We start from the raw sequence: 3792 nt of genomic DNA on the forward strand, positions 1-3792 counted from the left end.
CCTCAATCAGAGGTTTCCAGATCGTCCATGCCTCGTCCGTAAAGATGCCTGTTCTGTCTCCTTCTTCCATCCCTACAATATGGGAAGAATTTCAAGATCTAACAGGACCTAAGTCGGCCGACCCGTCAGTTGAGCAGCGTCTGGGCATACAGCGTGATATCGTCAGCATCGGAAAACAGGCCGGCATTCCCGGAAACTCTTCCCATGCGTCGCGCTGTCGGATCATGTACCACACCGCGAAGCATCATGCCATTTTCGTCGTATTGAGTGGGCGCAATCACATGCCGCATCTCACGCGATGGAGTGAAACAAAAATGAATCCCACCCAGAGGAACCAGAATATGTTGCAGGGCGTAATCCGCGAGGGTCTGACCCGACAGATGCTCGACCAGAGATCCGAGCGCTATGAAATTAATATCACTATAGATGAAACCAGTCCCAGCCGTAATCTGTGGTGTAACCTCCATAACTCGCAAAAAGCTTTCGTTCCTGCCCTGCCAGCCTCCCTGTGGCTTCAGGCCTGGTAAGAGGAGCCATGTCAAACACCGTATCCCACGTCGTTGCTTCCCGCTTCGGGACAACGGATCGCATGCCAAAGACGCCCCGATGGACGACCTGTCCATGCTGTCCGACAACCAGAACAGCTCCAGCACAACCTCCTGCAGTGATCACCTTGTGGATCAGAGCATCGCCGCGACAAAGCGATTACCGGAAGCAAGGCTTGTGCAGGCTGTAAGGAGTGACCAGTGCACAGCAGACAAACGCCCTGCGGAAAACACCTTCGACTCAGGCACGTCATGGCTGATCCGAAATTTTCCACGGATGCAAATCCTGTGCATCGAAACTGAAATCGGAACCAATGACCTGCATACTCATATCCGTGATTTTTCCTGTAACGTCGCGATGGAATTGCACGTAGCAGTCATCACCCGCGTCCTGAGCACGATTATCCCAGCGCACAACAAACAGATCGTGTGGCAGAGCGAAAAGTGCGCCACTGAGACCGTCAGATCGGTCGAATGAGAGTCGGAGCGCATCTGCCTGCTTTGTCACATGGATGTCACCCCGCCAGTTGTCATGATAAAGCCCAACATAATCCTGCTGATCAGACGACGACAGATGAATAAACGGACGTATCGGCGAACCGGGTCCGGTTGAAGCTGCAAAACGGGCCTGCGTAGCCGCAGTTGCATTTTCCTCATCTTTCCAGTGACGGACCCAGTCGGCACTTGTTCCTGTTGCGACAAGCGAACTCAGAGTTGTCGCAATTGCAAAGGTTGCGCGGTGGTCATCGTGATTAGTAAGAACGATGATGCCAGAGTGCAATTCAGGAAGGAACGAGACATAGCTGACCATGCCGTCGATTGTACCGGTATGCCAGACGCGTCGTTTTCCGAAAAAATCTTCCACGAACCAGCCATAGCCATATGCACGAAAATGACTTTCCGTGGCTTCCGCAGTGCTGGCTGGTGGCAATAATACGTGAGGAGCCCAGACTGCGTCTCGCTGCGCCATGCTGATAATTGTTTTACCTTCAGGGGTTTTGCCGCCATTCAGGTATGTTTGTACCCAGCGGCTCAGACCATCCAGACTGCACCAGATTCCGCCCGCAGGCGCCACGGCAGGAAGACGCAATGAAGCGCGATCAGGCAGATGACCATCTTCTTCACCTTCACCCGTAGCAACATCCACTTCACCCCGAACGGGCGGCGTACTCTGGCAGGCAGGAAGACCCGCAGCATTAATCAGACGGGTCTGAATAAATTCTTCCCAGTTTTTTCCAGTGATTTTCTCAATGAGCGCACCCGCTGTTACATATAACAGATTATTATATGCGTAGTCTGACCTGAATGGTGCGGTAAAGGGCATGTAAGGCAGCGCAGCAACAACCTCCGCACGGGACATTGTGCTGTGAGAGAAAAGCATCAGATCTCCCGCACCCAACCCCATGCCGCTGTGGTGAGTCAGCAGATCGCTGATGCGAAACTCTTTCGTGATCCATGGATCAGACACTCGGAATTCCGGCATATGATCGATGACGCGATCATTCCATTTCAGCTTTCCCTCATCGACCAGCAGCGCGAGCGCCGTCGTTGTGAACTCCTTTGTATTAGAACCGATTGCAAACAATGTGCGCGCATCGACGCTTTCGCTATGAGTATTTTCACTACGACGACCATAGCCACGGGCAAAGACGACTTGTCCGTCCTGTACGACTGCAACCGCGATACCCGGCACCCGAAAAGCATCACGCGTACGTTCGACAACACTGTCAATCTCGCTCTGCGTCAGCCCTTTCGGCAGAGACGGCGCTGCCTGAGCCGGCAACGCAACAAGAGAAAACATTATGAGGATCAGTGCATTGATACCGCGACCATTACCGGAAAACACGGATCGGAATGCCTCTGAACATACTGCAAATAGCTTTATCACCAACAGATATCCAGCAACTTTGAAAAACGAAACGATTTCAGACTGACAAACGCATGAACATGCAGAAGCAGAGCGCTCCAGTCAGGAAAGCATGAAAATTCGATTTTGTCTCATAACGAAAGGCTTTCCACCCTTAACCTGGCGTTTCGTTTTCATCAGCGTGAAAAAACATTCGACGGCTCCCGTGTGGGTACTATGTCCACAATAAGTTATCCCGTCACTCACTTAGCCAGTCTGGCAAGATCAACATCGAGTTCTGCACGAAGGAATATGAGGATATCACGTGAAATATGAGACAAGGCATAGTCCGCGCGAGACAGCACTGTGCAGGAGACACTCAATGGCGGATTGAGTTCCTGTGGCTTCGGAAGACCCGGATGATAGAGTGCCGTCAAAGCATCCACGATGCTGCATCCCGCACCAAGCCTTACGAGTTCCGCAGCCATATAATGAGTACGGACTCTGATGGACGGTGCGGCGGAGACACCGGCTTCCTCCATGGCCATGTCAAGCAGCCGTTCGGTCGGGTCATTTTCACTCAGACCGATATAACGTTGCGGATCAATCTCTTCCAAACTAACGGGGGCAGAAGAAACAGGTTCGGCATCAATTAGTAGTAACGGCACATCGGCGATATAATCCACAGTCAGACCGTCGCGGGTATAATCACCAAACACGATTCCAAGATCGAGATCATGATTGAGGATGCGCGAAACGATTTCGGTGCCATGAAGTGTGTCGATCGTCAGTTCTGTGCCGGGATGGGCGGCATGATAACGCTGGACAACACGGGGAACCAGACTAAGGCCCAGACTGGGAACACAACCGATACTGATTGAATGACCATTCCGGGCATAGCGAAGGTTGTCAGTCAGACGTTTCAGATCGGATAGTTTTTCGAAGATTGCATTCACGTGCGGTAGCATGATGCGAGCTTCACGGGTCGGCACGAGACGACCACCGGTCCGCTCGAACAGCGCGAATCCCAGAGATTGCTCGGCATAACGCAGCACCTTGCTCGCCGCTGGCTGCGACACATGGAGCACTTCCGCCGCTCTGCGGAGCGATCCCGTCGTCATGATCGCATAAAAGACTTCAATCTGACGAAGGCGCATGAGTTGCTCTGTCTCCCTGCAATCTGAGTGAGGTATAGTGAATGTAGCATTGCCTGAAACAGACGCCAAAGGCCGCATCCGATTATGGCACACATTCATTCTGACAGAGTAATAACAGCGTGTTAATACCTGTTAGCAGCCTGTCGGGTTGGGGTACCCTGTGAAGGGGTAAGGTTGTAAGGTGGTGAGATGAGCAGCTTCATCCCGTCTGACCGGTCTCAGCCGTATCTTCTGCCTCCTGATC

The 3792-nt window shown here is 52.3% G+C and carries 3 protein-coding genes; all 3 read right to left on the reverse strand.

All coding sequences use genetic code 11. The features are described 5' to 3' along the window. Positions 1–125: 125 nt before the first annotated feature. The 3 genes from GOB85_RS18365 to GOB85_RS18375 all read right to left on the reverse strand — a co-directional run bounded on the left by GOB85_RS18365 (position 126) and on the right by GOB85_RS18375 (position 3548). Positions 126–467, reverse strand: coding sequence for a serine hydrolase (locus GOB85_RS18365; RefSeq protein WP_242011630.1), 342 nt, complete (start codon positions 465–467; stop codon positions 126–128). Between the two features lie 328 nt (positions 468–795). Continuing rightward, entirely contained in the window at positions 796–2346 is a 1551-nt protein-coding gene (locus GOB85_RS18370; protein WP_173578821.1) for a serine hydrolase, read from the reverse strand. 308 nt (positions 2347–2654) lie between these two features. Beyond that, a complete protein-coding gene (locus GOB85_RS18375; RefSeq protein ID WP_173578820.1) occupies positions 2655–3548 on the reverse strand; it encodes a LysR family transcriptional regulator in 894 nt (297 codons plus the stop codon). Positions 3549–3792 lie beyond the last annotated feature (244 nt).

Source organism: Acetobacter fallax (assembly GCF_011516735.1).
Lineage (GTDB): Bacteria > Pseudomonadota > Alphaproteobacteria > Acetobacterales > Acetobacteraceae > Acetobacter > Acetobacter fallax.